Origin of the sequence: Escherichia sp. WS1118, from assembly GCF_046487695.1 — a bacterium.
GTDB lineage: Bacteria > Pseudomonadota > Gammaproteobacteria > Enterobacterales > Enterobacteriaceae > Escherichia > Escherichia coli.
Map to the genome: position 1 here is coordinate 268,515 of NZ_JBJQIZ010000003.1, position 21,837 is coordinate 290,351.

Genomic DNA, 21,837 nt, shown 5'->3' on the forward strand with positions numbered 1-21,837 from the left:
CGGTAAACGTCGCATCTGACCAGATGCGACGTTACAACCACATATTACGGGCGATACACCTTCACATTGTTAAAACCCTGCTCGCGCAGATAGAGCGCCTGCAGGCGGCTCATCACCCCGCGCTCACACCACAACAGCCAGGTTTTGCTCTGGTCGAGATCGCCAAATTTGGTGCTCAGTTTATAGAACGGCAGAGAAACCACATCAATCCCTTCGACTTTCAGTGGCTTATCTTCCTGTTCATCGATAGAACGGATATCGAGGATCACGTCGTTCGGGCCGAAGCCATTGACGGTTTCCACTTCCACCACTTCCTGCTCGGTCTGCTGGGCGATTTCGCGGATATCAACGTTATTCGCTTCCTCCACCACTTTATCGAGAATGCTGAAGTCGAACTTCTCTTCTTCCGCTTCAATCTTCGATTTAACCGCTTTCACCGTCGGGCTTTTGGAAATCACGCCGCAATATTCCGGCATCGTGCGGGCAAAGTCTTCGGTGCCAATCTGGCGAGCCAGGTTGATGATGTGCTCTTTGTCGTAAGAGATCAGCGGACGCAGGATCAGCGTATCGGAGACGTTATCAATCAGGCGCAGGTTGGTCAGCGTCTGGCTGGACACCTGGCCGAGCGCTTCACCGGTAACCAGCGCCTGTACGCCGTAACGTTCTGCCACTTTGGACGCGGCACGCACCATCATACGTTTGAGGATAACGCCCATCTGACCGTCGTCGATTTTCTCGAGAATTTCACCGACGACCGGCTCAAAGTTAATGGCGACAAAACGCACGCGGTGGGAGCTACCAAAACGGTTCCACAGATAATGCGCCACCTGACGAACACCAATTTCATGCGCCACGCCGCCGAGATTAAAGAAGCAGTAATGCACGCGGCAGCCGCGACGCATCAACATATAACTGGAAACACCGGAGTCGAAACCACCGGAAATGAGCGACAACACATCTTCCTGGGTGCCGATCGGGAAACCGCCAATACCTTCGTAGCGGCCTTTAATCAGCAGCAGACGATCGTCTTCCACTTCCAGATGGACAGTCACTTCCGGATTGGTCAGCTTCACGCGCGCGGATTCAATATGCTGATTTAAACCGCCGCCGACGTAACGTTCCACATCAATCGAGCTAAAATCATGTTTGCCGCGGCGCTTCACGCGTACGCAGAAGGTTTTGCCTTCCAGCTGATCGCGATATTGAACCAACGCTTTCTCGAAAATATCGTGCATGTCTGTAAACGGCACGTCTTCGACTTCGAGAATATGGTGGATACCCGGAATACGGGTCAGGGCGTCGCGAATAGCCAGACGCTGGTTTTCATCTTTTGCGCGAACTTCGATGTTATCCCAGTGGCGGACGACAGCGAGCGTCTCATCATAGTGCTTTAAAACGTTACGAATGTTCCCGGTAAGGATTTTTATAAAGCGCAAGCGCACAGATTGGCTTTTGATGGTGATTTCCGGGAACAATTTAATGATAAACTTCATGGCGGCAATGGTTCGTTGGCAAGCCTTAAGCGACTTGTATAGGGAAAAATACAGCAGCCCACACCTGCGGCTGCATCCAGGCGCGGAAGTATACCACTAACATCGCTTTGCTGCGCACATCACCTTACCATTGCGCGTTATTTGCTATTTGCCCTGAGTCCGTTACCATGACGGGGCGAAAAATATTGAGAGTCAGACATTCATTATGCCGAAGAAAAATGAGGCGCCCGCCAGCTTTGAAAAGGCGCTGAGCGAGCTGGAACAGATTGTAACCCGTCTGGAAAGTGGCGACCTGCCGCTGGAAGAGGCGCTGAACGAGTTCGAACGCGGCGTGCAGCTGGCACGTCAGGGGCAGGCCAAATTACAACAAGCCGAACAGCGCGTACAAATTCTGCTGTCTGACAATGAAGACGCCTCTCTAACCCCTTTTACACCGGACAATGAGTAATGGACTTTCCGCAGCAACTCGAAGCCTGCGTTAAGCAGGCCAACCAGGCGCTGAGCCGTTTTATCGCCCCACTGCCCTTTCAGAACACTCCCGTGGTCGAAACCATGCAGTATGGCGCATTATTAGGTGGTAAGCGCCTGCGACCTTTCCTGGTTTATGCCACTGGTCATATGTTCGGCGTTAGCACAAACACACTGGACGCACCCGCTGCCGCCGTAGAGTGTATCCACGCTTACTCATTAATTCATGATGATTTACCGGCGATGGATGATGACGATCTGCGTCGCGGTTTGCCGACCTGCCATGTGAAGTTTGGCGAAGCAAACGCGATTCTCGCTGGTGACGCTTTACAAACGCTGGCGTTCTCGATTCTAAGCGATGCCGATATGCCGGAAGTGTCAGATCGCGACAGAATTTCGATGATTTCTGAGCTGGCGAGCGCCAGCGGTATTGCCGGAATGTGCGGTGGTCAGGCATTAGATTTAGACGCTGAAGGCAAACACATACCTCTGGACGCGCTTGAGCGTATTCATCGTCATAAAACCGGCGCATTGATTCGCGCCGCCGTTCGCCTTGGTGCATTAAGCGCCGGAGATAAAGGACGTCGTGCTCTGCCAGTACTCGACAAGTACGCAGAGAGCATCGGCCTTGCCTTCCAGGTTCAGGATGACATCCTGGATGTGGTGGGAGATACTGCAACGTTGGGAAAACGCCAGGGTGCCGACCAGCAACTTGGTAAAAGTACCTACCCTGCACTTCTGGGTCTTGAGCAAGCCCGGAAGAAAGCCCGGGATCTGATCGACGATGCCCGTCAGTCGCTGAAACAACTGACTGAACAGTCACTCGATACCTCGGCACTGGAAGCGCTAGCGGACTACATCATCCAGCGTAATAAATAAACAATAAGTATTAATAGGCCCCTGATGAGTTTTGATATTGCCAAATACCCGACCCTGGCACTGGTCGACTCCACCCAGGAGTTACGACTGTTGCCGAAAGAGAGTTTACCGAAACTCTGCGACGAACTGCGCCGCTATTTACTCGACAGCGTGAGCCGTTCCAGCGGGCACTTCGCCTCCGGGCTGGGCACGGTCGAACTGACCGTGGCGCTGCACTATGTCTACAATACCCCGTTTGACCAGTTAATCTGGGATGTGGGGCATCAGGCTTATCCGCATAAAATTTTGACCGGGCGCCGCGACAAAATCGGCACCATCCGTCAGAAAGGTGGCCTGCACCCGTTCCCGTGGCGCGGCGAAAGCGAATATGACGTATTAAGCGTCGGGCATTCATCAACCTCCATCAGTGCCGGAATTGGGATCGCAGTTGCTGCCGAGAAAGAAGGCAAAAATCGCCGCACCGTCTGTGTCATTGGCGATGGCGCGATTACTGCTGGCATGGCGTTTGAAGCGATGAATCACGCGGGCGATATCCGTCCTGATATGCTGGTGGTTCTCAACGACAATGAAATGTCGATTTCCGAAAATGTTGGCGCGCTCAACAACCATCTGGCGCAGCTGCTTTCCGGTAAGCTTTACTCTTCACTGCGCGAAGGCGGAAAAAAAGTTTTCTCTGGCGTGCCACCCATTAAAGAGCTGCTCAAACGTACCGAAGAACATATTAAAGGCATGGTAGTGCCTGGCACGTTGTTTGAAGAGCTGGGCTTTAACTACATCGGCCCGGTGGACGGTCACGATGTGCTGGGGCTTATCACCACGCTTAAGAACATGCGCGACCTGAAAGGCCCGCAGTTCCTGCATATCATGACCAAAAAAGGTCGTGGTTATGAACCGGCAGAAAAAGACCCAATCACCTTCCACGCCGTGCCTAAATTTGATCCCTCCAGCGGTTGTCTGCCGAAAAGTAGCGGCGGTTTGCCAAGCTATTCAAAAATCTTTGGCGACTGGTTGTGCGAAACCGCAGCGAAAGATAACAAGCTGATGGCGATTACTCCGGCGATGCGTGAAGGTTCCGGCATGGTCGAGTTTTCACGTAAATTCCCGGATCGCTACTTCGACGTGGCAATTGCCGAGCAACACGCAGTGACCTTTGCTGCGGGTCTGGCGATTGGAGGCTACAAACCCATTGTTGCGATCTACTCCACCTTCCTGCAACGCGCCTATGATCAGGTGCTGCATGACGTGGCGATTCAAAAGCTTCCGGTCCTGTTCGCCATCGACCGTGCGGGCATTGTTGGTGCTGACGGTCAAACCCACCAGGGCGCTTTTGATCTCTCTTACCTGCGCTGCATACCGGAAATGGTCATTATGACCCCGAGCGATGAAAACGAATGTCGCCAGATGCTCTATACCGGCTATCACTATAACGATGGCCCGTCCGCGGTGCGCTACCCGCGCGGCAACGCAGTTGGCGTGGAACTGACGCCACTGGAAAAACTGCCAATTGGCAAAGGCATTGTGAAGCGTCGTGGTGAGAAACTGGCGATCCTTAACTTTGGTACGCTGATGCCAGAAGCGGCGAAAGTCGCTGAATCGCTGAACGCTACGCTGGTCGATATGCGTTTCGTGAAACCGCTTGATGAAGCGTTAATTCTGGAAATGGCCGCCAGCCATGAAGCGCTGGTTACCGTAGAAGAAAACGCCATTATGGGTGGTGCAGGCAGCGGCGTGAACGAAGTGCTGATGGCCCATCGTAAACCAGTACCCGTGCTGAACATTGGTCTGCCGGACTTCTTTATTCCACAAGGAACTCAGGAAGAAATGCGCGCCGAACTCAGCCTCGATGCCACCGGTATGGAAGCCAAAATCAAAGCCTGGCTGGCATAATCCCTACTCTACTCCTGCTATGCTTAAGAAATTATTCATGGCAGGAGTGGCAGCATGCAATACAACCCCTTAGGAAAAACCGACCTTCGTGTTTCCCGACTTTGCCTCGGCTGTATGACCTTTGGCGAGCCAGATCGCGGTAATCACGCATGGACACTGCCGGAAGAGAGCAGCCGTCCCATCATTAAACGTGCGCTGGAAGGCGGCATAAATTTCTTTGACACCGCCAATAGCTATTCCGATGGCAGCAGCGAAGAGATCGTCGGTCGCGCACTGCGGGATTTCGCCCGTCGTGAAGACGTGGTCGTTGCGACCAAAGTGTTCCATCGCGTTGGTGATTTACCGGAAGGATTATCCCGTGCACAAATTTTGCGCTCTATCGACGACAGCCTGCGCCGTCTCGGCATGGATTATGTCGATATCCTGCAAATTCATCGCTGGGATTACAACACGCCGATCGAAGAGACGCTGGAAGCCCTGAACGACGTGGTAAAAGCCGGGAAAGCGCGTTATATCGGCGCGTCATCCATGCACGCTTCGCAGTTTGCTCAGGCACTGGAACTACAAAAACAGCACGGCTGGGCGCAGTTTGTCAGTATGCAGGATCACTACAATCTGATTTATCGTGAAGAAGAGCGCGAGATGCTGCCGCTGTGTTATCAGGAAGGCGTGGCGGTGATTCCATGGAGCCCGCTGGCGCGGGGCCGTCTGACGCGTCCTTGGGGAGAAACCACCGCACGGCTGGTGTCGGATGAAGTAGGGAAAAATCTCTACCAAGAAAGCGATGAAAATGACGCACAAATTGCAGAACGCTTAACGGGCGTCAGTGAAGAACTTGGTGCAACGCGAGCACAAGTTGCGCTGGCCTGGTTGTTGAGTAAACCGGGCATTGCCGCACCGATTATCGGAACTTCTCGGGAGGAACAGCTTGATGAACTGCTAAACGCGGTGGATATCACCTTGAAGCCGGAACAGATCGCCGAGCTGGAAACGCCGTATAAACCGCATCCGGTCGTAGGATTTAAATAGGTATGCAGGCCTGATGAGACGTGACAAGCGTCACATCAGGCATCGGTGCACAACTACGACAGAATACCCAGCGGCCAGTGATGTCCAATAAAGTACAGGATGCCAGCGGAGATCACCCCGGCGACAATATCGTCAATCATGATCCCCATGCCGCCATGTACATTGCGATCAAACCAGCGGATCGGCCACGGCTTCCACATATCCAGAATACGGAAAATCACAAATCCGGCGGTAACCCACTGCCAGTCATTGGTCGGCAGCGCCATGAGCGTAATCCACATACCAATAAATTCGTCCCAGACAATACTGCCGTGATCGTGCACGCCCATGTCTTTCGCCGTTTGATGACAAAGATAGACGCCGATACAGATCCCCAGCATTACCACCAGCGAATAGAGCTGCCAGGGCAAAAAAGTCATCAGATACCAGAAGGGAATCGCCGCCAGCGACCCCATCGTGCCAGGAACGATCGGGCTTAATCCACTTCCGAATCCGACAGCAAGCAGATGCCACGGATTACTCATTTTCAGGCGACTTTTCGCGACATCTTTATGGCGTGGCAAAATGGTCATATCCTTTCCAGTCTAACGTGACAGGTTCGCCGTCACGAATAAAACAAAGCCCTTCGATATCGGCGGTCATTTGCCCGATACAGGTAAACGGTACGCCCAGGTGTCCGAGAGCCACATCCAGCGCGCCACGGTTCAGTTCCGGCACCGTGAAACACAACTCATAATCTTCACCGCCAGAGAGCGCCCAGCGCAGCGCCTGTTCCGGTTCAACATGGCGAGAAAGCGCATCAGAAAACGGCAGCAATGCCAGGTCAATACGTGCGCCGCAGTCGCTGGCTTTCACGATATGCCCGAGATCGGAAATCAGACCGTCAGAGAGATCGATAGCTGAATTTGCCAGATCGCGCAGTGCCTGCCCCTGTAAAATACGCGGCGACGGACGGAGATGACGTTTGATCAAGTAGTCCGCATCTTTAGCATCGGCAACCTGCAAACGGTTTTGCAAAATCGCCAGCCCGGCAGCGCTATCGCCCGGTGTACCGGTCACATAGATCCAGTCACCCGGTTTCGCCCCAGAGCGCGTTAAGGCTCGTCCCATCGGAACAAAGCCGTGGATACCCAACGTCATTGATAATGGCCCACGCGTGGTATCGCCGCCAATGAGTTGCATATCGTAATAATTGAGAAGATCAAACAAGCTGTTGCTGAAGGACTCAAGCCACGCTTCGTCTACGTCCGGTAAGGTTAATGCCAACGTCAGCCAGGCCGGATCGGCCCCCATCGCTGCCAGATCGCTTAGGTTCACCGCCAGTGCTTTATAAGCCAGATCAGCAGGATCGATATCAGGGAGGAAGTGGTTGCCCGCCACCAGCGTATCAGTGCTGATCGCCAGGGTCTGTTTCTCGGGGATATTGAGAAGAGCGCAATCGTCGCCGATGCCCAGTTCGACATCAAGACGAGAACTTCTTACACGGTCAAAATAACGGGCAATCAGGGAGAACTCGCCACATGCCATACGTTATGCCTCAGCAGGTAAAAAAGAAAAGGCCGGCGATCATGGAACGGTCTTCCGTGAATCTACCGGCCTGGATATTACTTTTTGTTAGGGCGAATCACAGGTGCTGCTTTATCGAGTACGCCGTTGACGAACTTATGGCTGTCTTCTGCGCCGAACGATTTCGCCAGTTCGATCGCTTCGTTAATGGCCACTTTGTATGGCACATCGCTACGTTTAGACAGCTCGTACAGCGCAATGCGCAGTACTGCTTTTTCTACCTGGCCCAGTTCTTCCAGCAGACGGGACAGGTACGGCTTCATCAGTCCGTCGAGGTATGCGGTGTTAGTCGCCACCCCGGCCAGCAGCTCACGGAAGTACAGGACGTCAACGTCTTTTACATCCTGTTCAGCCAGGAACTGGTATTCAACATCAGCGATGTCGTTCTGGGACAACTGCCAGGAGTAGAGCGCCTGGACGGCACACTCACGAGCGCGGCGACGAGCAGCAGGTTTCACGGATTTCCCCTTACTAATTTTAGGCCTTGATGGCTTTCAATACATTAATCATTTCAAGCGCGGTCAGTGCAGCTTCTGCACCTTTGTTGCCAGCTTTGGTGCCAGCACGTTCGATCGCTTGTTCAATGCTTTCAGTGGTCAGAACCCCAAAAGCAACCGGAATTTCGCTGTCCTGGGCAACATGCGCCAGGCCGTTGCTTGCACCACCAGCGACATATTCAAAGTGGGCAGTGCCACCACGAATAACCGTACCCAGCGCAATCACCGCGTCGTATTTACCGGTTTTAGCCAGTGCACCCGCCGCCAGCGGCAGCTCATAGGCACCAGGCACCCAAACAACGGTAATGTTTTCATCTTTTACCTGACCGATACGTTTCAGTGCGTCAATTGCACCTTCCAGCAGGCTGTCATTGATAAAGTTGTTGAAACGCGCGATGGTGATGGCGACGCGAGCGTCCGGGGTAGCAACGTTAGCTTCAATAATGTTCATTTTCTTCCTTCGGGTTCGAGTATGGCCCCGCAGGGGGGCGGATTTTAGCATAATATTTCGTGCGCTGCTTCCCTTTCGAGCCGGGAGATCATGCACCCACTAAATGCAGGCAAACATCCGGGCCTACATGACGTATCTCTTTGAATTTAAATTGGGGAGCGTCGGCTAATTTCTCAAGCCCTGGCAGCGTGCATAATCCACGGGCGTCGTTGCCTAATAGTTTAGGTGCGATATAGACAATCAGCTCATCGACTAAACCCGCCTGTAGCAATGCGCCAGCGAGCGTTGGCCCCGCTTCCACCCAGATGCTGTTAATTTGCTGTTTACCCAGTTGCATCATCAGTACAACCAGATCCAGATGACCTTTATGCTCTGGAATCAGCAAGGTACGCACCGTTTCCGGCCACTCACGAGAATCATCCTGCGTACGCGCGAACCAGGTTTCGCCGGGCTGCTGCACAATGCGATGTTCCGGCGTCACGCGATTTTGGCTATCAATCACAATACGTATCGGCTGACGGAGATTTTGTTGCGGATAGAGCGCCTGAGTTTGTTCATCCAGTTCAGACCAACGCACTGTTAAGGCTGGATCATCCGCCAGCACCGTGGCGCTGCTGGTTAAAATGGCATGACTTTGCGCGCGCAGTCGTTGTACGTCGCGTCGCGCCTGAGGTGAAGTGATCCACTGGCTTTCGCCACTCGCCATCGCCGTGCGACCATCAAGCGATGCGCCAAGTTTTAACTGAATATAAGGAAAGCCGGTGCGCATCCGCTTGAGAAAGCCTTTATTCAATTGCTCAGCTTCACTCATCATCAGCCCGTGGCTGACGTCAATGCCAGCCTGTTGCAGACGGTAAAGTCCACGTCCAGCGACCTGCGGATTGGGGTCTTGCATTGCAGCAACCACGCGCGCCACGCCCGCAGCAACTAATGCATCACAACACGGTGGCGTACGACCATGATGGCTACAGGGTTCGAGTGTGACATACGCCGTTGCGCCTTTGGCTTTTTCGCCGGCCATGCGCAACGCGTGTACCTCGGCATGAGGTTCACCCGCGCGTTGATGGTAACCTTCACCGACAATTTCGCCATCTTTGACAATGACGCACCCGACATTCGGGTTGGGATGCGTGGTAAAACGTCCTCGTTGCGCCAGCTTTAGCGCCCGCGCCATGTAATACTCGTCCTGCACGGCTTAGTCCTCCAGGCGCGCGATCTCTTCGCCAAATTCTTTGATATCTTCGAAACTGCGGTAGACAGAGGCAAAACGGATATAGGCGACTTTATCGAGCTTTTTCAATTGCTCCATCACCAGATTGCCAATCATCTTGCTCGGCACTTCGCGCTCACCGGTGGCGCGCAGCTGCGATTTTATATGATTGATTGCCATTTCGACGTCATCGGAACTCACCGGACGTTTTTCCAGCGCCCGCAGCATTCCGCTACGTAATTTCTCTTCATTAAACGGTTCACGCACGTCGTTGCTTTTTACAACACGCGGCATAACCAGCTCCGCCACTTCAAAGGTGGTGAAACGTTCATTACACACCAGACACTGCCGACGGCGGCGTACGGATGAACCCTCGCCCACGAGACGAGAGTCAATTACCTTAGTGTCCACGGCGAAACAGAATGGGCAATGCATACGGCGTCCTGACCAGGTGGTTAACAGAAATCTATTTTACCCTGAACTGACGATACAACAAAGGCGCAACGCTTTTGAGATAAAGGATCGATGCTTTCACTGCTTTTACCCTCTACCATTAGGCTAATTGCGACGAGAAAGGGACGACCTATGAATACTAACGTTTTTCGACTGCTCCTGCTGGGAAGCCTGTTCAGCCTTAGCGCCTGTGTGCAGCAAAGTGAAGTGCGACAGATGAAACACAGCGTCAGCACGCTGAACCAGGAGATGACGCAGCTCAATAAAGAAACGGTCAAAATCACTCAGCAAAACAGGCTGAATGCAAAATCCAGCAGTGGGGTTTACCTTCTGCCTGGAGCAAAAACACCAGCAAGACTGGAAAGCCAGATCGGTACTTTACGTATGTCGCTGGTGAATATTACGCCTGATACAGATGGCACCACCCTGACGCTACGTATTCAGGGCGAATCCAATGACCCTTTACCCGCATTCAGCGGAACCGTTGAATATGGGCAAATTCAGGGAACAATAGACAACTTTCAGGAAATCAATGTGCAGAATCAATTGATTAACGCACCTGCCAGCGTCCTCGCCCCCAGCGATGTTGATATTCCGTTACAGTTAAAGGGTATTTCTGTGGATCAGTTAGGCTTTGTACGTATCCACGACATTCAACCTGTTATGCAGTAAACGTATTGCGGGGCGATATTGTGCGTCCCGCAACATCTTTCTCCGTCATTTTGTTACTCCGCTTACATCACCTGGATTGATAGTAAAAGTTTGCAACAAGGGTGAAAGTCAGTACAATCCCCGCCCGAATGTGTGTAAACGTGAACGCAATCGATTACGTAAATGATAGAACTGTGAAACGAAACATATTTTTGTGAGCAATGATTTTTATAATAGGCTCCTCTGTATACGAAATATTTAGAAACGCAATTTGCGCCTTTTTCACTCCCGCAAGGGATTTTCAAACAGTGGCATACATATGAAAAAAACATTACTGGCAGCCGGTGCGGTACTGGCGCTCTCTTCGTCTTTTACTGTCAACGCAGCTGAAAACGACAAACCGCAGTATCTTTCCGACTGGTGGCACCAGAGCGTTAACGTTGTCGGAAGCTATCACACCCGTTTCGGACCGCAGCTCCGCAACGATACCTACCTTGAGTACGAAGCATTCGCTAAAAAAGACTGGTTCGACTTCTATGGTTATGCGGATGCGCCGGTATTCTTCGGCGGTAACTCCGATGCAAAAGGTATCTGGAACCACGGTTCTCCGCTGTTTATGGAAATCGAACCGCGTTTCTCCATTGACAAGCTGACCAATACTGACCTTAGCTTCGGTCCGTTCAAAGAGTGGTACTTTGCGAACAACTACATTTACGACATGGGTCGTAATAAAGATGGCCGCCAGAGCACCTGGTACATGGGTCTGGGTACCGACATCGATACTGGTCTGCCGATGAGCCTGTCCATGAACGTCTATGCGAAATACCAGTGGCAGAACTACGGCGCAGCGAACGAAAACGAGTGGGACGGTTACCGTTTCAAAGTGAAGTACTTTGTGCCGATTACCGATCTGTGGGGCGGCCAGCTGAGCTACATCGGCTTCACCAACTTCGACTGGGGTTCCGACCTGGGCGATGACAGCGGTTATGCGAACAACGGTATTAAAACACGTACCAATAACTCTATTGCGTCCAGCCATATTCTGGCGCTGAATTACGATCACTGGCACTACTCTGTCGTTGCCCGTTACTGGCATAACGGTGGTCAGTGGAATGACGATGCAGAACTGAACTTCGGCAACGGCAACTTCAACGTTCACTCTACCGGCTGGGGTGGTTATCTGGTAGTAGGTTACAACTTCTAATTGTGAGAATGCCGGATTTCATATCCGGCATTTTTTATCACTTCTTCTTGTTCATCATCGCTTTCAAATCAGCGAATGGGTTGTACTTCGCTTCACCGACATCTTTCTGCGCATCTTCCCCTGCGATAACGGTCGTACCATACTGATCCGCTTCAGTGTATTTCGAATGCTCATGATCGTGGCAATAGAGACAAAGTAATTCCCAGTTACTGCCATCTTCCGGGTTATTAGTATGGTCGTGATCAATGTGGTGAACGGTAAGTTCACGCAGGTTGGAATAAACAAACTCGCGGGAACAGCGACCGCAGACCCACGGATAGATTTTTAATGCTTTTTCGCGATAGCCGCTTTCTAACCGCGCATAGTTTTTTGGGATGATAGCCATGAAAAAGTTACCTGGATGAAATGTAGGGTTACGCGCAGTTTCCCAAGATGCGGGGATTTTCGCAATCACCTTACATCAAAAAAAATCCCGATCTTCTGACCGGGATTTTCAACATCAGCTGAAACTTGATTAAGGCAGAATTGACGGCTGATCCGCCCCTTCTTTTTCCACTTTCTGCTGCAACATGTGTTCGCGCTTCATACCCAGTTTCAGAGCCAGCGCAGATGCCACATAGATGGAAGATGCAGTACCGATGGAAACACCGATAAGCATGGTCAGCGAGAAGCCTTCCAGTACCGGACCACCGAAGAGGTACAGCATCAGGATAACCATCAAGGTAGTACCGGATGTGATCAAGGTACGGTGCAGCGTCTGGGTCAAGGACACGTTAAAGATTTCGTAAGGCGTACCGCGACGGATCTTGCGGAAGTTTTCACGAATACGGTCCGATACCACGATACTGTCGTTAAGCGAGTAACCGATAACCGACATCAATGATGCCACAATGGTCAGGTCAATCTCGATATGGAATAACGACAAAATACCCAGCGTAATGATAACGTCGTGCGCCAGCGCAATAACAACCCCTGCCGCCAGTCGCCACTCAAAGCGGAAACCAACGTACACGAGGATAGACAGCAGCGCTGCCATCAGCGCCATCGCACCGGTTTGCGCAAGGTCTGCCCCCACGCTCGGACCGACGAACTCAATACGCTTCACTGCCGCATTCTGATTGGTGGATTCGTTAATCACCTTCAGAACCTGGCTGCCCAGCACCTGACCGCCGGTTTCGCCTTCAGCAGGCGGCATACGGACCATGATGTCGTGGCTGCTACCAAAGTTTTGCAGCATCGGCTCTTCAAAACCGGCTTTTTGCAATGCATCACGCATTACGTCAATTTCAGCCGGTTTTTCGAGCGTAATTTCAATAACCGTACCACCGGTAAAATCCAGCCCCCAGTTAAAGCCGCGCACGCCCATAATAACGATAGCGGCGATTAACAGCAGACCAGAGATGCCGAAAGCCCAGTAGTCCCAGCGCATAAAGTCATAGACTTTACGGCCGTGGTTTAGTTGTTCAACAGTATATTCCTGTGCCACATCGCACTCCTCAGATTGACAGCTTCTTGACGCGCTTGCCGCCATATAGCAGGTTTACGATGGCACGCGTACCGACAATCGCGGTAAACATCGACGTCGCCACACCGATACCGGTAGTAATCGCGAACCCTTTAATTGCCCCGGTACCCACTGCATACAGGATGATGACTTTAATCAGCGTGGTGATGTTCGCATCGAAGATGGAACTGAATGCGCCACGATAACCTTCATCAATTGCCTGTTGAACAGTACGTCCGTTGCTCAACTCTTCTTTAATACGTTCGTTGATCAGTACGTTCGCATCGACCGCTACCGCAAGGGTTAAGACGATACCCGCGATACCTGGCATACTCAGCGTTGCGCCTGGCAACAGCGACATAATACCGACAATCAAGATCAAGTTGGCAATCAGAGCACTGGTCGCAATCAGACCAAACTTCTTATAGAAGATGATCATGAACAGAATAGAAACCAGCAGACCGGCAAGGCAAGCCTCCAGCCCCTGCTCAATGTTCTGCATACCCAGGGTTGGGCCAATGGTACGTTCTTCAACAATCTGAATCGGCGCGATCAACGCACCGGCACGCAGCAGCAGTGAAAGCTGACGCGCTTCGCTTGGGTTATTGATGCCAGTAATACGGAAGCTGTTACCCAGACGAGACTGGATGTTGGCGATATTAATCACCTCTTCCTGTTTCACCAGAACCGCACGACCGTTTGCATCTTTCTTACCGCTGTCTTTGTACTCCACAAACAGGGTTGCCATCGGTTTGCCGATGTTGTCCTTGGTGAAGTTAGACATGATGTTACCACCCGCGCTATCGAGCGAGATGTTAACCTGCGGCTGGTTGTATTCGTCCTGGCTGGAAGTGGAGTCGGTGATATGGTCACCGGTCAGAATTACGCGTTTGTACAGCACAACCGGCTGACCTTCGCGGGTCTGTTTCACTTCAGAGTCGCCCGGTACGCGACCGGATGCCGCAGCGGCCTGATCAACGTTGGTGTTTACCAGACGGAATTCCAGCGTTGCCGTTGCACCCAGAATCTCTTTCGCACGCGCAGTGTCCTGAATACCTGGCAGTTCAACAACGATACGGTCAGCACCCTGACGCTGAACCACCGGCTCCGCCACGCCAAGTTGGTTTACACGGTTACGCAGGATATTGATGTTCTGCTGCACCGCATATTCACGCGCTTCACTCAGACGAGCATCGCTCATTACCGCACGCAGCTGGTTGCTGCCCTGGCTGCTAATCACCAGGTCCGGATGGCGCTTGCTCAGATACGCAATGGCTTCATCACGAGCTTTAGCATCGCGGAAAGTGATGCTCAGGCCGTAGTTGTTTTCTTTACGAACGGTGGTATACGGGATGCCCTTTTCACGCAGGTCGCTGCGCAGGCTATCGATATTTTGTTCCTGGAGTTTGCCAAGCGCGGTGTCCATATCCACTTCCATCAGGAAGTGAACGCCGCCACGCAGGTCAAGGCCGAGCTTCATCGGCTCAGCATGAATGGCTGCCAGCCAGCGCGGCGTTGCCGGGGCAAGGTTAAGCGCCACGACGTATTTGTCACCCATAACGCCCATTAATGCTTCACGAGCGCGCAGCTGGGTGTCAGTGGAGTCGAAGCGCGCAAGAATAGCGCCCTCTTCCAGTGCCACAGACTTAGCAGTTATTTTTTCTTCTTGTAACGTTTTCTGGACCTGGATCAGCGTTTGCTCACTGGCGGCGACTCCGCGCGCACCAGTGATCTGAACAGCCGGATCCTCACCAAACAGGTTGGGAAGCGCATACAGCAGACCGATGACAATCACCACGATCAGCATGACGTACTTCCACAAAGGATAACGGTTTAACACGGCAATTCCCTTAGGGAAAAATTTTAATTACAGCGCCTTCATGGTGCCTTTCGGCAGAACGGCAGCTACGAAGTCACGTTTAATAACTACTTCAGTGGTGTCATTCAGTGCGATAGCAATGTAGCCGTTTTCCGCTACTTTGGTTACGCGACCGACCAGGCCACCGTTCGTCAGCACTTCATCACCTTTAGCGATGGAGTCCATCAGCTTTTTGTGTTCTTTGGTGCGCTTCTGCTGTGGACGCAGGATCATGAAATAGAAAATCAGACCGAATACCACCAGCATCAAAATCAAAGACATCGGGCTACCTTGCGCCGGTGCACCCGTTGCCGCTACCGCATCAGAAATAAAAAAGCTCATTAAATTTCCCTCATTATTAATATTAATCAACGTTCAAAGGTGGTACTTCTCGCCCCTGACGCTGGTAAAAATCAGTTACGAAGCTCTCTAATTTACCCTCTTCAATAGCCTTGCGTAAACCCGCCATCAAACGCTGGTAGTAACGAAGGTTATGAATGGTGTTGAGTCGCGCGCCTAATATTTCGTTGCAACGGTCGAGATGATGCAAGTAAGCGCGTGAATAATTGCGACAGGTGTAGCAATCACACTCAGGATCGAGTGGGCCAGTATCGCTCTTATACTTCGCATTGCGGATTTTCACCACGCCATCGGTCACGAACAAATGACCATTTCGGGCGTTGCGGGTTGGCATTACGCAGTCAAACATATCGATACCGCGACGTACGCCCTCAACCAGGTCTTCTGGTTTACCAACGCCCATCAGGTAACGCGGTTTGTCTGCCGGAATTTGCGGGCATACATGCTCCAGAATACGGTGCATATCTGCTTTCGGCTCACCCACAGCCAGACCGCCGACAGCGTAGCCATCAAAACCGATATCTACCAGACCTTTAACAGAAATATCACGTAAATCTTCGTAAACACTGCCCTGAATGATACCAAACAGCGCATTTTTGTTTCCGAGACTGTCAAAACGCTCACGGCTACGCTTCGCCCAACGCAGAGACATCTCCATGGAGCGTTTTGCGTAATCCCAGTCAGCAGGATACGGCGTACACTCATCAAAGATCATGACGATATCCGAACCAAGATCGTACTGAATCTCCATCGACTTTTCCGGGTCGAGGAAAATCGGGTCGCCGTTGATCGGGTTGCGGAAGTGAACGCCCTGTTCGGTGATTTTACGAATATCACCAAGGCTGAAGACCTGGAAGCCGCCGGAGTCGGTAAGGATTGGTCCTTTCCACTGCATAAAATCGTGCAGATCGCCGTGCAGTTTCATGATTTCCTGGCCCGGGCGCAGCCACAGGTGGAAGGTGTTGCCGAGGATAATTTGCGCGCCAGTGGCTTCAACTTCTTCCGGCGTCATCCCTTTTACGGTGCCGTAAGTGCCAACAGGCATAAAACAAGGCGTTTCCACTACGCCACGATCAAAGACCAGGCGGCCACGGCGTGCGCGACCGTCGGTGGTGTCCAGTTCAAATTTCATTTTTTCTCCACTACGTCAGAAAAACAGTCCAACGTTTAAACCAGCGCCGCGGAATTACTCCCCAACGCGCTCATTAATTGCCTGCGGATTGTACGTGATAAACATCGCATCACCGTAACTAAAAAAGCGATATTTCTCTTCTACCGCCGCTTTATAGGCATTCATGGTGTGTTGATAACCAGCAAATGCCGAAACCAGCATAATCAGCGTCGATTCCGGAAGGTGGAAGTTCGTCACCAGCGCATCGACCACTTTGTACTGGAAGCCCGGATAGATAAAGATTTGGGTATCGTCAAAGAACGGTTCAATGAGATCGTTTTTCGCTGCCTGAGCCGCACTTTCCAGCGAACGTACTGAGGTGGTACCAACCGCAATCACCCGGTTACCGCGCGCTTTCGCCGCCAGTACCGCGTCTACCACATCCTGCGGAACTTCAGCGTATTCCGAGTGCATGATGTGATCTTCAATGGTGTCGACGCGCACCGGCTGGAAGGTGCCCGCACCAACGTGCAACGTCACAAACGCCATCTCCACGCCTTTGGCGCGTAATTTTTCCAGCAAAGGTTCGTCAAAGTGCAGTCCGGCGGTCGGTGCTGCTACCGCGCCGGGTTTTTCGCTATAAACCGTTTGATAAAGTTCGCGGTCTGCATCTTCGTCCGGACGGTCGATGTACGGCGGCAGCGGCATATGGCCGATGCTGTTGAGAATATCCAGCACCGAACGTTGATCATTAAATTCGACTTCAAACAGTGCGCCGTGGCGCGCGGTCATTGTTGCGTTAATACTTTCGTCATCGCCCAGCAGCAGTTCTGCGCCAGGTTTTGGCGCTTTCGAGGCGCGAATATGCGCAAGAATGCGTTTGTCGTCGAGCATCCGCTCAACCAGCACTTCAATCTTGCCGCCGCTGGCTTTACGCCCAAACAGACGCGCCGGGATCACGCGGGTATTATTAAAAACCAGAAGATCGCCGGGGTTGAGCTTATCGAGTAAATCGGTGAAAGTACCGTGCGTCAGCGCGCCCGTCGGCCCGTCCAGCGACAGTAAACGACAGCTACTGCGTTCAGGCATGGGATAGTGGGCAATCAGGGATTCGGGCAATTCAAAAGAGAAATCGGTAACGCGCATGACACTGACTCAGACTAAAATAAGAGGCGGGTAGTCTAGTGCCGGGGCGCTCTCCCTGCAACCTTTACCCCCCTTTGGATAGAATATAATCGATGAATTTTTTAGCTCACCTGCATTTAGCCCATCTCGCGGAAAGCTCGCTTTCCGGCAATTTACTGGCTGATTTCGTACGCGGAAATCCTGAAGAAAGTTTTCCGCCCGACGTCGTGGCTGGTATTCATATGCATCGGCGAATCGACGTATTAACCGACAATCTGCCAGAAGTCCGCGAAGCGCGGGAGTGGTTTCGTAATGAAACGCGCCGTGTCGCGCCTATTACGCTGGATGTGATGTGGGATCACTTTCTGTCCCGCCACTGGTCGCAGCTGTCGCCCGATTTTCCGCTACAGGAATTTACCTGTTATGCCCGGGAGCAAGTGATGACTATTCTTCCAGACTCACCGCCACGCTTTATCAATCTGAACAACTACTTATGGTCAGAGCAGTGGTTGGTGCGCTATCGCGATATGGATTTCATCCAGAGCGTGTTAAACGGCATGGCAAGCCGTCGCCCACGTCTGGATGCCCTGCGTGACTCCTGGTACGATTTAGACGCCCATTACGATGCTCTCGAAACCCGCTTCTGGCAGTTTTATCCGCGGATGATGGAGCAGGCGTCACGCAAGGCGTTATAAGACGTTAATTCATCCACACCGTAGCCGAAATGGCAGGCAAAGCCAGAATCCCGTCCGTCAGTTGCCCGTGACCTTCTTTGCGTTGCCATTGCGCGACATTAAGCAACGGTGACGCGGGTAGCACCACTTCACAGGCTTCGCCACGGTTGATTGCCACCAGTACACGCTGCTGATTCAGCACGCGGACAAATAACACCACGTTATCTTCCGCATACAGCACCTGACAGCCGCCACGACGCAACGCCTGACTTTTCTTACGCAGCGCAATCATTCGCTGGTACAGCGCGAATAACGCCGAATCCTGCTTTTCCACCTGCCAGGGGAACGGCTTACGGCAAAACGGATCGTTTTTGCCATCCAGTCCCACTTCATCACCGTAATAAATGCACGGTACACCAGGCCAGGTGAACAGCCAGACCACCGCCAGGGGCAGGCGCGCAACATCCCGACCGAGCAGCGTTTTAAATCGCGCAGTATCGTGGCTGTCGAGCTGATTAAACATACGTAATTGTTGTTGATGAGAAAGCCCTGCGCGGTAATTATCCATCCAGGCCATACAGGTTTGGGCGTCAATTTGCTGCGGATCGTAAGAGATATCGGTGTTGGCAAGAAATCCCCACAACGGGAATGTGAAGCCGCGATAGTTCATGGCGGCATCTTCCACATCGGCCTGTAACCATTGCCGTGCATCGCCAAAATGTTCGCCGACAATATACGCATCCGGCTGGGTTTCTTTCGCCGCTTCGGTGATCCCGGCAACGTGCTGCAAATTATTGCGCGCCCCACCCGCTTCCCCCAGCATATGCACCACATCCAGCCGCCAGCCATCCATATTCCACGGCGCTTTCAGCCAGTGGCGGACAATACTGTCTTCCCCGCGATAAATTTCATTCACCAGACTTTCCGACTGATAATCCAGCTTCGGCAAGCTGGCATAGCCCAGCCAGTCGAGCGCCGTGCCATCATCACTAAACGAGTACCAGTCACGCCAGGGTGATTCGGGGTTGTGACAAGCTCCCCCCGTGCCACGATTGTGCCTGTCAAACCAGGCATGGGAATCGCCACTGTGGTTAAACACGCCGTCCAGCACCAGTCGCATTCCCAGCTGCTGCGTATTGTGTCGCAAACGCAGCAACGCCCCATCACCGCCAAACTGCGGATCGACATGGCGATAATCCTCGGTATCGTATTTATGCACGCTGGGAGCTTTAAACACCGGATTGAGATACAGCGCCGTCACGCCAAGTTTTTTCAGATACGGCAGTTTTTCACTTATCCCGTCCAGATCGCCGCCATAGAACGTTGATCCGCCAGCCTGCGCCGTGACCGGTTCATCCCAGTCACGCAATATGATCTCTTGTCCGGCTGCGTGATGGTAATAGACATGATCCTGTTCAGCTTCACGAGGAAGATTACGGGCGAAACGATCAGGGAAGATCTGATAAAAAATCTGATCCGCAGCCCATTGTGGGCCGATATCCGGTACATCAATGGCAAACTGCTCCAGTCGTGCTGGCGGCATTCGGCTGAAGCCTTGCGGTGTAAACCAACGCTGGCGATCGTGCCACAGCAATTTGAAACTATAACGCCGCCGAGGTTGTCCGCTGGAGAGATCGATCGCCGCCCGCCATGCGGTGACGCCAGGCTGCGGCTGACTGCGCTGCTTATGCATCGGTACTGACATTTCTTCGTTATCGTGTTCTGTACGCAGCATAATGCGCTGCGGTGGGTCTTCGCCCGTCAGCCACAGTGTAATGAGCAGTTGATCTTTGCTTTGTTTAACAAATGGGGGCACCGGCAGATGCCATGCATTTAACATCATAATTCCCCTGTGATGAAAATCTGATCACCTTGCCATAGCCTAATGCAGGATCACTCATCATCTGAAGGATATTTGGGGGAGGAGGACGGGGGCGGATAACTTTCGGAATAGCCGGATCAGGATTTCCTCCTGAACCGGCTTACAAAACGCAAGGATTACTGGTTTTCAGCCAGCTGACGATCGTGGCGGCGCTTAAACATCCAGCCAATCAACAGCACAACAATCCACGCGAAACCAACATACAGCGAGATACGCGTATCAGGGTGATAACCAATCAACCCGATAATAAAGAGCAGGAAAATCAAACCGCCGATGGTGGTTGCGACCCCACCCGGCACTTTAAATTTCAGCGCCTTAACTTCTTCTGGCGGCAAACGGCGACGGAAGGCGATTTGCGACAGCAGGATCATAATCCACACCCACACCGTGGCGAAGGTTGCCAGCGAAGCGATCACCAGGAAGACGTTTTCCGGCATGATGTAGTTCAGATACACCGCAAACAGCAGCGCGGTAGTCATCACCAGCACCGTAACCCACGGAATACCGCGACGCGAGGTTTTGCTGAAAATTTTTGGCGCGCTGCCCTGCTCTGCCATACCGTGGAGCATACGGCCTACACCAAATACGTCACTGTTAATTGCCGACAGCGAAGCGGTCAGCACAACAAAGTTAAGAATGCTGGCGGCAAAGGTAATGCCCATATGCTGGAACGTCAGCACAAACGGGCTACCGGCAGTGCCAACCTGATTCCACGGGTAGATAGACATAATGACGAACAGCGTACCGACGTAGAACACCAGAATACGCATCGGCACGGAGTTAATCGCACGCGGAATCGATTTCTCAGGATCTTTCGCTTCACCGGCGGTAATCCCGATAATTTCGATCCCACCGTAAGCAAACATCACCATTTGCAACGACATCACCATACCAAGCCAGCCGTTACTGAAGAAGCCGCCGTTGCTCCACAGGTTATGAATACCGGTCGGTTGCCCGCCGTTGCCAATCCCCCAGATGATGATGCCGAAACCGGCGACAATCATGATGATGATAGTGGCGACTTTAAAGAACGAGAACCAGAACTCCAGCTCACCGAATACCTTCACGCTCATCAGGTTTACGGCGCAAATGATCAGCACCACACTCAGTACCCAAATCCAGTGCGGCACCGTCGGGAACCAGACACCCATATAGATACCAAAAGCGGTCACATCGGCGATGGCGACAATAAGGATTTCAAAGCAGTAGGTCCAGCCGGTAATGTAACCTGCCAGCGGGCCGAGGTTTTCCTGCGCATAACGCGAGAAAGAGCTGGCTGCTGGGTTATGTACCGACATTTCCCCCAGCGCACGCATAATGATATACGCCGCGATACCACCGATAATATAGGCCAACAACACGCTTGGACCGGCCATTTTGATGGCATCTGCCGAACCGTAAAACAGCCCGGTGCCAATTGCTGAACCCAGTGCCATAAAGCGTATGTGTCGGGTACTTAGCCCACGCTTTAGCTTGTTCTTACTTTCCATCAATTCCTAACCCATCAACACAATAAAAAACCACGGGGCATCGCA

Annotated in this window: 22 protein-coding genes; 7 read left to right on the top strand and 15 right to left on the bottom strand. The window is 52.3% G+C overall.

The genetic code is table 11. The features are described from left to right. Positions 1-44: 44 nt before the first annotated feature. On the bottom strand, positions 45-1,493 hold the full coding sequence (gene thiI / locus ACJHYO_RS07095) for a tRNA uracil 4-sulfurtransferase ThiI (protein ID WP_085455213.1): 1,449 nt from the start codon (positions 1,491-1,493) through the stop codon (positions 45-47). Positions 1,494-1,698: 205 nt separating this feature from the next. Here thiI and xseB point away from each other — a divergent pair, with 205 nt between their 5' ends. The 4 genes from xseB to yajO are packed head-to-tail and all read left to right on the top strand — an operon-like array spanning position 1,699 to position 5,756. After that, complete coding sequence (gene xseB / locus ACJHYO_RS07100; protein WP_001124935.1) at positions 1,699-1,941, top strand: exodeoxyribonuclease VII small subunit; 243 nt, start codon at positions 1,699-1,701, stop codon at positions 1,939-1,941. Continuing rightward, positions 1,941-2,840: a (2E,6E)-farnesyl diphosphate synthase gene (gene ispA, locus ACJHYO_RS07105; protein ID WP_001764302.1), complete on the top strand. Its 900-nt coding sequence runs from the start codon at positions 1,941-1,943 to the stop codon at positions 2,838-2,840. The genes xseB and ispA overlap by 1 nt, the downstream gene beginning before the upstream one ends. A 24-nt stretch (positions 2,841-2,864) precedes the next feature. Further along, positions 2,865-4,727, top strand: coding sequence for a 1-deoxy-D-xylulose-5-phosphate synthase (gene dxs / locus ACJHYO_RS07110; RefSeq protein WP_000006817.1), 1,863 nt, complete (start codon positions 2,865-2,867; stop codon positions 4,725-4,727). Between the two features lie 54 nt (positions 4,728-4,781). Beyond that, the gene (gene yajO, locus ACJHYO_RS07115; protein WP_001199804.1) at positions 4,782-5,756 is read left to right on the top strand and encodes a 1-deoxyxylulose-5-phosphate synthase YajO; all 975 of its coding nucleotides are present in this window, start codon (positions 4,782-4,784) and stop codon (positions 5,754-5,756) included. A gap of 53 nt (positions 5,757-5,809) precedes the next feature. Here yajO and pgpA read toward each other — a convergent pair whose 3' ends face one another. The 6 genes from pgpA to nrdR form a co-directional block, all read right to left on the bottom strand. Further along, positions 5,810-6,328, bottom strand: coding sequence for a phosphatidylglycerophosphatase A (pgpA, locus tag ACJHYO_RS07120; protein WP_000154049.1), 519 nt, complete (start codon positions 6,326-6,328; stop codon positions 5,810-5,812). After that, positions 6,306-7,283: a thiamine-phosphate kinase gene (thiL, locus tag ACJHYO_RS07125; protein WP_000752121.1), complete on the bottom strand. Its 978-nt coding sequence runs from the start codon at positions 7,281-7,283 to the stop codon at positions 6,306-6,308. The genes pgpA and thiL overlap by 23 nt, the downstream gene beginning before the upstream one ends. Positions 7,284-7,360: 77 nt before the next feature. After that, positions 7,361-7,780 (bottom strand): transcription antitermination factor NusB, encoded by a 420-nt coding sequence (gene nusB / locus ACJHYO_RS07130; RefSeq protein ID WP_000801125.1) that lies wholly within the window; start codon positions 7,778-7,780, stop codon positions 7,361-7,363. Positions 7,781-7,799: 19 nt separating this feature from the next. Next, positions 7,800-8,270: a 6,7-dimethyl-8-ribityllumazine synthase gene (gene ribE, locus ACJHYO_RS07135; protein WP_001021161.1), complete on the bottom strand. Its 471-nt coding sequence runs from the start codon at positions 8,268-8,270 to the stop codon at positions 7,800-7,802. 88 nt (positions 8,271-8,358) lie between these two features. Further along, on the bottom strand, positions 8,359-9,462 hold the full coding sequence (gene ribD, locus ACJHYO_RS07140; protein ID WP_001150484.1) for a bifunctional diaminohydroxyphosphoribosylaminopyrimidine deaminase/5-amino-6-(5-phosphoribosylamino)uracil reductase RibD: 1,104 nt from the start codon (positions 9,460-9,462) through the stop codon (positions 8,359-8,361). A gap of 3 nt (positions 9,463-9,465) precedes the next feature. Next, entirely contained in the window at positions 9,466-9,915 is a 450-nt protein-coding gene (gene nrdR, locus ACJHYO_RS07145) for a transcriptional regulator NrdR (RefSeq protein ID WP_000543535.1), read from the bottom strand. 150 nt (positions 9,916-10,065) lie between these two features. Here nrdR and ACJHYO_RS07150 point away from each other — a divergent pair, with 150 nt between their 5' ends. Further along, complete coding sequence (locus tag ACJHYO_RS07150; protein ID WP_001314529.1) at positions 10,066-10,605, top strand: DUF3251 domain-containing protein; 540 nt, start codon at positions 10,066-10,068, stop codon at positions 10,603-10,605. A 298-nt stretch (positions 10,606-10,903) separates the two neighbouring features. Then, entirely contained in the window at positions 10,904-11,788 is an 885-nt protein-coding gene (gene tsx, locus ACJHYO_RS07155) for a nucleoside-specific channel-forming protein Tsx (protein WP_001350206.1), read from the top strand. Positions 11,789-11,825: 37 nt separating this feature from the next. Here the strand turns inward: tsx and yajD are convergent, their stop codons facing one another. From yajD to queA, 6 genes are all read right to left on the bottom strand, one after another. Beyond that, positions 11,826-12,173, bottom strand: a complete 348-nt coding sequence (gene yajD, locus ACJHYO_RS07160) for an HNH nuclease YajD (protein ID WP_000974813.1) — start codon at positions 12,171-12,173, stop codon at positions 11,826-11,828. 129 nt (positions 12,174-12,302) lie between these two features. Next, positions 12,303-13,274 (bottom strand): protein translocase subunit SecF, encoded by a 972-nt coding sequence (secF, locus tag ACJHYO_RS07165; protein WP_000046637.1) that lies wholly within the window; start codon positions 13,272-13,274, stop codon positions 12,303-12,305. A 10-nt stretch (positions 13,275-13,284) separates the two neighbouring features. After that, on the bottom strand, positions 13,285-15,132 hold the full coding sequence (secD, locus tag ACJHYO_RS07170; RefSeq protein WP_000934823.1) for a protein translocase subunit SecD: 1,848 nt from the start codon (positions 15,130-15,132) through the stop codon (positions 13,285-13,287). A gap of 27 nt (positions 15,133-15,159) precedes the next feature. Next, the gene (gene yajC, locus ACJHYO_RS07175; protein WP_000007629.1) at positions 15,160-15,492 is read right to left on the bottom strand and encodes a preprotein translocase subunit YajC; all 333 of its coding nucleotides are present in this window, start codon (positions 15,490-15,492) and stop codon (positions 15,160-15,162) included. 22 nt (positions 15,493-15,514) lie between these two features. Further along, the gene (gene tgt / locus ACJHYO_RS07180) at positions 15,515-16,642 is read right to left on the bottom strand and encodes a tRNA guanosine(34) transglycosylase Tgt (RefSeq protein WP_000667319.1); all 1,128 of its coding nucleotides are present in this window, start codon (positions 16,640-16,642) and stop codon (positions 15,515-15,517) included. Positions 16,643-16,696: 54 nt separating this feature from the next. Continuing rightward, positions 16,697-17,767, bottom strand: coding sequence for a tRNA preQ1(34) S-adenosylmethionine ribosyltransferase-isomerase QueA (gene queA / locus ACJHYO_RS07185; protein ID WP_001266506.1), 1,071 nt, complete (start codon positions 17,765-17,767; stop codon positions 16,697-16,699). Positions 17,768-17,859: 92 nt separating this feature from the next. On the opposite strand from queA, the gene acpH reads away from it, so the two are divergent. Next, positions 17,860-18,441, top strand: coding sequence for an ACP phosphodiesterase (acpH, locus tag ACJHYO_RS07190; RefSeq protein ID WP_001009870.1), 582 nt, complete (start codon positions 17,860-17,862; stop codon positions 18,439-18,441). A gap of 4 nt (positions 18,442-18,445) precedes the next feature. Here acpH and malZ read toward each other — a convergent pair whose 3' ends face one another. Then, positions 18,446-20,263: a maltodextrin glucosidase gene (malZ, locus tag ACJHYO_RS07195; RefSeq protein ID WP_001682644.1), complete on the bottom strand. Its 1,818-nt coding sequence runs from the start codon at positions 20,261-20,263 to the stop codon at positions 18,446-18,448. 155 nt (positions 20,264-20,418) lie between these two features. Next, positions 20,419-21,792 (bottom strand): proline-specific permease ProY, encoded by a 1,374-nt coding sequence (proY, locus tag ACJHYO_RS07200; RefSeq protein ID WP_001295329.1) that lies wholly within the window; start codon positions 21,790-21,792, stop codon positions 20,419-20,421. Between the last annotated feature and the right edge of the window lie 45 nt (positions 21,793-21,837).

Excerpts from the sequence above, each read along its gene's own strand:
- thiL (WP_000752121.1), bottom strand. The coding sequence starts at position 7,283 with ATGGCATGTGGCGAGTTCTCCCTGATTGCCCGTTATTTTGACCGTGTA.
- tsx (WP_001350206.1), top strand. The coding sequence starts at position 10,904 with ATGAAAAAAACATTACTGGCAGCCGGTGCGGTACTGGCGCTCTCTTCG.
- queA (WP_001266506.1), bottom strand. The coding sequence starts at position 17,767 with ATGCGCGTTACCGATTTCTCTTTTGAATTGCCCGAATCCCTGATTGCC.
- ribE (WP_001021161.1), bottom strand. The coding sequence starts at position 8,270 with ATGAACATTATTGAAGCTAACGTTGCTACCCCGGACGCTCGCGTCGCC.
- tgt (WP_000667319.1), bottom strand. The coding sequence starts at position 16,642 with ATGAAATTTGAACTGGACACCACCGACGGTCGCGCACGCCGTGGCCGC.
- pgpA (WP_000154049.1), bottom strand. The coding sequence starts at position 6,328 with ATGACCATTTTGCCACGCCATAAAGATGTCGCGAAAAGTCGCCTGAAA.
- acpH (WP_001009870.1), top strand. The coding sequence starts at position 17,860 with ATGAATTTTTTAGCTCACCTGCATTTAGCCCATCTCGCGGAAAGCTCG.
- malZ (WP_001682644.1), bottom strand. The coding sequence starts at position 20,263 with ATGATGTTAAATGCATGGCATCTGCCGGTGCCCCCATTTGTTAAACAA.
- thiI (WP_085455213.1), bottom strand. The coding sequence starts at position 1,493 with ATGAAGTTTATCATTAAATTGTTCCCGGAAATCACCATCAAAAGCCAA.
- proY (WP_001295329.1), bottom strand. The coding sequence starts at position 21,792 with ATGGAAAGTAAGAACAAGCTAAAGCGTGGGCTAAGTACCCGACACATA.
- xseB (WP_001124935.1), top strand. The coding sequence starts at position 1,699 with ATGCCGAAGAAAAATGAGGCGCCCGCCAGCTTTGAAAAGGCGCTGAGC.
- yajO (WP_001199804.1), top strand. The coding sequence starts at position 4,782 with ATGCAATACAACCCCTTAGGAAAAACCGACCTTCGTGTTTCCCGACTT.
- dxs (WP_000006817.1), top strand. The coding sequence starts at position 2,865 with ATGAGTTTTGATATTGCCAAATACCCGACCCTGGCACTGGTCGACTCC.
- nrdR (WP_000543535.1), bottom strand. The coding sequence starts at position 9,915 with ATGCATTGCCCATTCTGTTTCGCCGTGGACACTAAGGTAATTGACTCT.
- ispA (WP_001764302.1), top strand. The coding sequence starts at position 1,941 with ATGGACTTTCCGCAGCAACTCGAAGCCTGCGTTAAGCAGGCCAACCAG.
- yajD (WP_000974813.1), bottom strand. The coding sequence starts at position 12,173 with ATGGCTATCATCCCAAAAAACTATGCGCGGTTAGAAAGCGGCTATCGC.
- yajC (WP_000007629.1), bottom strand. The coding sequence starts at position 15,492 with ATGAGCTTTTTTATTTCTGATGCGGTAGCGGCAACGGGTGCACCGGCG.
- ACJHYO_RS07150 (WP_001314529.1), top strand. The coding sequence starts at position 10,066 with ATGAATACTAACGTTTTTCGACTGCTCCTGCTGGGAAGCCTGTTCAGC.